The 6563-nt window shown below is 50.6% G+C and carries 6 protein-coding genes and 2 pseudogenes; all 8 read left to right on the top strand.

The window, feature by feature from the left end; all coding sequences use genetic code 11:
- The coding region (locus tag NPS56_RS30680; protein ID WP_274078126.1) for an RHS repeat-associated core domain-containing protein at positions 1-1189 on the top strand (1189 nt) is incomplete at its 5' end.
- Positions 1186-1779 (top strand): SMI1/KNR4 family protein, encoded by a 594-nt coding sequence (locus tag NPS56_RS30685; protein ID WP_274078127.1) that lies wholly within the window; start codon positions 1186-1188, stop codon positions 1777-1779. The genes NPS56_RS30680 and NPS56_RS30685, both read left to right, overlap by 4 nt.
- A gap of 68 nt (positions 1780-1847) precedes the next feature.
- Positions 1848-3377: pseudogene (locus NPS56_RS30690) on the top strand (RHS repeat domain-containing protein); the annotation flags it as partial.
- Positions 3374-3937 carry a hypothetical protein gene (locus NPS56_RS30695; RefSeq protein ID WP_274078128.1) on the top strand — a complete coding sequence of 188 codons (564 nt, stop codon included), beginning with the start codon at positions 3374-3376 and terminating at the stop codon, positions 3935-3937. The pseudogene NPS56_RS30690 and the gene NPS56_RS30695, both read left to right, overlap by 4 nt.
- 132 nt (positions 3938-4069) lie before the next feature.
- A complete protein-coding gene (locus NPS56_RS30700) occupies positions 4070-4477 on the top strand; it encodes an SMI1/KNR4 family protein (RefSeq protein ID WP_274078129.1) in 408 nt (135 codons plus the stop codon).
- Positions 4478-4750: 273 nt separating this feature from the next.
- Positions 4751-4912 carry a hypothetical protein gene (locus NPS56_RS30705; protein ID WP_274078130.1) on the top strand — a complete coding sequence of 54 codons (162 nt, stop codon included), beginning with the start codon at positions 4751-4753 and terminating at the stop codon, positions 4910-4912.
- An 11-nt stretch (positions 4913-4923) separates the two neighbouring features.
- The gene (locus NPS56_RS30710) at positions 4924-5169 is read left to right on the top strand and encodes an NTF2 fold immunity protein (RefSeq protein ID WP_274078131.1); all 246 of its coding nucleotides are present in this window, start codon (positions 4924-4926) and stop codon (positions 5167-5169) included.
- A gap of 236 nt (positions 5170-5405) precedes the next feature.
- A pseudogene (locus tag NPS56_RS30715) lies at positions 5406-6563 on the top strand (type IV secretion protein Rhs); the annotation flags it as partial.

Consider the following 6563-nt stretch of genomic DNA (forward strand, 5'->3'; position numbering starts at 1 on the left):
ACTGCACAGCCGCGACACCGGCCAGTTGATCGACAGCGAAGAATTCCGCTACGACGCCGCAGCGAACCGGCTGAACTTCAATACCAGCCAGTTTGACCACGTCAAAGACAACCGCCTGAAGCGCTGGCGGGATCAGGAATATGCTTACGATGCGTGGGGCAACCTGATTGAGAAACGCAGTGGGATGGGCAAGCTGCAGACGTTTGTTTATGACTGTGAAAATCGGTTGGTGCGGGCTGAGACGTTGGTGAATGGCAGGCTGGAGAGTACCGGTGCGTATCGGTATGACAGCCTGGGGCGGCGGGTTGGTAAGGTTTCAGAGGTCAACGGCAAGACCGAGCAGAAGCACTTTTTGTGGCAAGGCCTGCGGATGTTGCGCGAAGAGCGTCCGGGGCAGAGCAGTCTGTATCTCTATGAGCCGGGGAGTTACGCGCCGTTGGCGCGTGTCGACCAGGCGGAAGGTGAGGAGCGGAAGCTTTACTACTTCCACACTGATCAGATTGGTACGCCGTTGGAGATGACCGACGCGCACGGGAGCATTGTCTGGCAGGCGACGTACAAGGCGTGGGGTTCGGTTGAAAGGCTGGCGGTCAATGATGTCGAGCAGAACCTGCGGTTTCAGGGGCAGTATTTTGATGACGAGACGGGGCTGCACTACAACACGTTTCGGTATTACGATCCGGAGGTGGGGCGGTTTGTTACGCAGGATCCGATTGGGTTGATTGGCGGGGAAAACCTGTATCAATACGCTCCTAATTCCATAGGTTGGAGCGATCCGTGGGGGTGGAGTTGCAATCGTCCCGGTGGCTACAAAGCTGGTGATGTTGATGCCCACGGTAACCTGTCTCCTGGTGTTAATAGGGCATCGGGCCACAAAAATATTTCGGAAGATAAACTAGTTCAGTCACACCATTTTATCCAAGATGAGTGGGCGAAAAGAAATGTCACAGGGTATAAGAGAAACGAGGCGCCTGCTATTCTTCTAAAAAGCTCTTCGGGAGAACCTCATGCGATTATCTCATCGCTTCAGCGAACTAGACGGCGAATTTCTGGGTTTGGTGGAACGATTAAGGAAGAGTTTGGTGTCGCCTACAAAGAATTAATTGACGCTGGCGTTGATCCTGGCGCTGCGAAAAAGGCTGCCAGTAGATCGTATAAATATTTTGACTCATTAGGGGCGTTTCAATGACTCTAAGTTATACAGAAGTAAATCCGCCTGCGTCGGCAGCGATGATTAATGAAGCGGTCCGCTTGTTGGGGGTCGATGAGGATGTATGGGTTGCCAGGTTTTGGGCTCTCTATAATGGAGCCTTGCTTGATGATCAAGTGCTGATTTATTCGACGGAGGAAATAGCTGAGCGCAATAAAACATATGATATAGACAAGGACTTTCCAGGGCAGCTTTTGGTGGGTGATGACTCTGGTGGCAGGCTTGTTCTGATTGATAGATCTGCCGAAGATAAATTTTATCTCATAGGCTCTGGTGATCCATTTTTAGACGATGCGGAAATATTTTTCTCAGTTGAAGAATTGGTAGCGTATGTCCTTGAAGATGGCAACGAATTGCCGGACTCCGTAAGTATTTTGGCAATAGGTAAAGCTAAAGCCACTTTGCAAGAAATTCTGGAAATCAAGAAAGGATTAGGGTTGAGCCATTCGGTGAAAGATCTGAAAGAGAAACTCGAAAAAGAAAATGAGGTAGTTCTGAAAGAGGTAAAAGCTGCCAAATACGAGAGTGTTTTAGCTAGATATCGACATCTGATTCGGTTCGATAACTAGTTGGGGCGCTGATCTAGGGTTTGTGCTGATGAACTTCTAGAAAATACTCCTTGGCATCAGCCCAACACCTCAATCACCTGTACTACGGCAGCGGCCACCTGCACCAACTCAACCTCGATGGACAATTGATCAGCGACATCGAGCGCGACGACCTGCACCGCGAAGTCCTGCGCACCCAGGGCACGCTCACCAGCTGCTTCGGCTACGACGCCATGGGCCGCAAGAGCTGGCAGTTCGCCTCGCGCCTGCCGGCGGAAAAACTCTCGCGCCTGCACAACCCCGGCATCCAGCCCGACCTGCTGGTGGAGCATGCGTACAACCCGATCCACCGCCGTCACCAGTACGACCCGGCCGGCGAACTCACCCGCACCCTCGACAAACTGCGCGGCGAGATCAAGTACGAGTACGAAGCCAACGGCCAGTTGCACAGCCGCGACACCGGGCAGTTGATCGACAGCGAAGAATTCCGCTACGACGCTGCGGCGAACCGGTTGAACTTCAACACCAGCCAGTTTGACCACGTCAAGGACAACCGCCTGAAACGCTGGCGGGATCAGGAATATGCCTACGATGCGTGGGGCAACCTGATTGAAAAACGCAGTGGGATGGGCAAGCTGCAGACGTTTGTGTATGACTGTGAAAATCGGTTGGTGCGGGCTGAGACGTTGGTCAATGGCAAGCTGGAAAGTACCGGTGCGTATCGGTATGACAGCCTGGGGCGACGGGTTGGCAAGGTTTCAGAGGTCAACGGCAAGACCGAGCAGAAGCACTTTTTGTGGCAAGGCCTGCGGATGTTGCGGGAGGAGCGTCCGGGGCAGAGCAGTTTGTATCTGTATGAGCCGGGGAGTTATGCGCCGTTGGCCCGGGTGGATCAGGCAGAGGGTGAAGAGCAGAAGCTTTACTACTTCCATACTGATCAGATTGGTACGCCGTTGGAGATGACTGACCGTGAAGGGCAGATTGTCTGGCAGGCGACGTACAAGGCGTGGGGGGCGGTTGAAAAGTTGGTGGTCAATGACGTCGAGCAGAATCTGCGGTTTCAGGGGCAGTATTTTGATGACGAGACGGGGCTGCACTACAACACGTTTCGGTATTACGATCCGGAGGTGGGGCGGTTTGTTACGCAGGATCCGATTGGGCTTAGTGGTGGGACGAATCTATATCACTACGCAGCAAACCCTTATGGATGGATTGATCCTTGGGGTTGGATGGCGTTTTGGAAGCCCCTCAAACCTGATGGAATGGGACACCACCCATTCCCGCGGGCGCATGCCAATACCCATGGTTTTCCGGAACTGGGAACAAAACTGGACTCGCCATCATGGTTTCCAAATGAGGTAGCCGGGTCAGATGAACTTCACAAAGAATTTCACGAGGCAATTAAAAAAGAGGGGGTGCCATTCAACAAAAAGTTCTCCGGCACCTCTGATGAATTAGTAGGTAAATTAAACAAAGCTTATGAAGGATTTCCTCAAAAAGGCACGCTGAAAATACCTAGAACAGGTCAGGTGCTTGCTGAAAATATTACCATAGGGGATGCATTGAAAAAGTCTGTTGGTAAAGGATCTAATCTAAAGTCGGCGGGAGGTTGTGCATGAAGAATATAGCAAAAATCGAGATATTTGAACCTGGGATGGTTGTTTTTGATCCGGTCGCGTTGAATGACTTTATAATAAATAATGGTATAACTTCCAGTAACTTGTTAGATTGCTTTTTGAATAGCGAAAAGCTTGGGTTGCGCGCGGTGGAAGAAGGGGTTGTTTTTCCCCTCTATCAAATTCCGGAGATGGAATACAGTATTTTTTTAAAGGGGGTAGGGCAAAAGTCAAGCTTTAGTGATTCGGTAAATAAATTTTGTTATTCTGGGATTCCGCTGAAAGTTGTTTCTGGGTTGGTTGTTGTTGCAGATTTGAATGCGCTTATGGATTGGGATAGTGAGTTTTTTCTGGGTTATAGAGATGCGTGTGTTGATGGTCTAGGAAATAATGATTATCTAGATGTTGAGAATGGCTTATATGATCTAAGTATTAGTGGTTTTAAGGGGCTCAATGACCCATTTGTTTCTCTGGGTTATGAATTGGAGTTTACGTCCGTAGGGCAGCTTCCGAAGCTTTCAAATGATGCTTCAACTGATGATTGGGATTTCTCCATTGTTTGAGTACATACAGGAGCTGAATGAAAGAAGGCTTGTTTGCGGGGGGGATAGATGGGTGTACTGCAGATGTCGAAATCCGATCCGAAAGTGGCTAGTTCTGATCTAGAGTCGCTGTAAAACGAAGTCGGGCATACGTTGCCTGAAGGTTTTAGAATTTTATATTTAGCTCATGACGGTGGGGTAGCAGATAGAGATTGGTGGGACAGTGGTGATGAATATGAGCCTGTTCGAATAAAGAAATTTAAAGCAGTTGCAGCTAGTGGTGCTTTTGATGCTGCAGAGACAAAATATTTAAGCGGCTGTTATGCAGTGATGACCTCTAAAAATGTGATACCTAAAACATTGCTGCCGTTTGCGACTGACGATGGTGGTAATTTTTTCTGTGTGGATTTGCCTGATGGTGATGTGTGTTTTTACGCAACTGATTACTTTGATCCGAATAGTAGTTATGCCGCCAATCATGCAAAGGCCTATCGTTGGCTCGCAAGTTCGTTTGACGCTTTTGTTGAGGGTTCAAAGGGCGAATCTGAGATCGACCTGTAAAATCGAAGGCCAGAGGAGCTGTGACAGGGATCGCGATGACCTGCACAGCGAGGCGGACAATGATTGTCATTTTCCGCTTTTTTCACTAACACCGGTCTGGATTACGGTGTTTTATCAAACCAAACACTAGGGAAGTACTCATCTCGCAGCAATCATCCACAGCCGCTTCAACGGTGACTGGTCAGCTGATCTCCACCTTCCGCCACGGCAAAGGATTTCTGGTTTTTATTCTGCTGTTCGCAATTGTATTGTTGTGCTTGGTAGGAGTTTGTTATGGAAAAAGAAGTTTCGGTGGTTGAGGCGTTGAAAGGCTTTATGTCAGAAATGCGAGATTGGGAGACGGCTTTTCGCGATGAGCAAATGAGCCTGATCGATGCGGAAAAAATACCTCTGACTGTGATAAAAAGTATGAACTCGAGCTTAAGAAGGTTTTAACCAGGTTTTCTGTGTCAGATGAGCGAAGCTGGGCTAGGCTTGTAGATCTCGGTTGTGGGTCTCCTCCGACTTATGATCCAGAGAGGGATGTAATAAACAAGCCTGTTCAAGAAGGTAAAAATTACGCTGTGGTTGTCGAGCAGATGGCTAGGCTAAAGGCTGCATATAAGTTTGTTCTAAAAGATACTGGAAATGGTTGGCTGATAGTGAAAAAAGAAACAAAAAGTGGTGATAAGTGGAAAAAAACCGCTCTCTGATGTTTGTATGTAAACGGTGTAGCGCTCCGTTGTACTGGTGGCGCAGCATTTCATGGATGTGTTTGGTTGTTCGTTGGTAGTTAAAACTAGTGGGGTTTGTGCCGTTCTTTAAAATTTTATCTCTAGAGTGGCTTAAGGTTTTCTTAAGCCACTTTCCTCTTTAATCTAAAAATGCTGTGCAAGCGCGTTCTTACAATTCACGCTAAAAATGATTAGTAATTGAACGAATCCATTTTCGCGACTTCGGCGGTGAGCAGTACGCTATCGACCTCGACGAAGCCGGCAACATGACCGGTCTCAAGCTGCCGGATGGCAACCGGTTGGGGTTCAAGTACGACGACTTTTCGCGTTTGCTTGAAGAAACCGATCCACTGGGTCGCAAGATCAAATACAAGTACCACCTCGGCACTACGTTGGTCACCGAAACGACTTTCCTGGACGGCAGCACCTGGCAGGCCCGCTATGACGCCAAGGGCAACTTGATCGCCGAAGTCGACGCCCTGGGCAATAAAACCGAATACCTCAACGGCGACGACGGCCTGCCACACACCATCATCGATGCAACCGGCAAGTCCAAATACCTGTGGTGGAACTCCCTGGCCCAGGTCGAACGCTTCCAGGATTGCTCCGGTAAAAACACCACCTACCGCTTCGACGAGCGCCACCATCTGGTCGCCGTCACCGACGCGCTGGGTCAGACCACCACGCTGGAGCGCAAGCCCGACGGCGAAGTGCTGCGCATCCGCCACCCGGACGGCAGCGCCGAATCGTTCACCTACAACGCCCTCGGCCAAGTGCTGACGCACACCGACGGCAAAGGCCAGACCACGCGCCTGCTGCGCACCGCCCGTGGCCTGCCGAGCAGCCGCCAGGACGCCAAAGGCCAGCGCATCCGCTACGAGTACGACCCGGCGATTCGCCTGACCGCGCTGATCAACGAAAACAACGCGACGTACCAGTTCGCCTACGATGCGTGCGACCGGTTGATCGAAGAAAAACGCATCGACAACCTGACCCGGCGTTTCAGCTACAACCTGGGCGGGCATCTGACCCAGGTCGATGAAACCGGCTACGGCGAACGCGGTGAACGGCCACAACGTCGTACCGAATTCGAGCGCGATAGCATTGGCCGGTTGCTGGCCAGACTCAATGCCGATGCCCGTCAGGATTATGTGTATGACGACGCTGATCGCCTGCTGTCGATCCAGCGCCTGCCGACCGCGCAGGGTAAGCAACTGGGTGTCAGCGAAGAAACGCTCGAATTCGCCTACGACCTGCTCGGCAGGCTGATCCAGGAGAAGACAGCGCAAGGCGCCTTGTCCTACGAATACGATCCACTGAGCAACCTCACCACGTTGACGCTGCCCACCGGCCAACACCTCAATCACCTGTAT

The sequence above is a fragment of the Pseudomonas putida genome, assembly GCF_028682635.1.
Classification (GTDB): Bacteria; Pseudomonadota; Gammaproteobacteria; order Pseudomonadales; family Pseudomonadaceae; genus Aquipseudomonas; species Aquipseudomonas putida_AE.

What these genes read in the sequence shown, in the direction of transcription:
- NPS56_RS30705 (WP_274078130.1), top strand. Translation starts at nt 4,751, where the DNA reads ATGGAAAAAGAAGTTTCGGTGGTTGAGGCGTTGAAAGGCTTTATGTCA.
- NPS56_RS30685 (WP_274078127.1), top strand. Translation starts at nt 1,186, where the DNA reads ATGACTCTAAGTTATACAGAAGTAAATCCGCCTGCGTCGGCAGCGATG.
- NPS56_RS30695 (WP_274078128.1), top strand. Translation starts at nt 3,374, where the DNA reads ATGAAGAATATAGCAAAAATCGAGATATTTGAACCTGGGATGGTTGTT.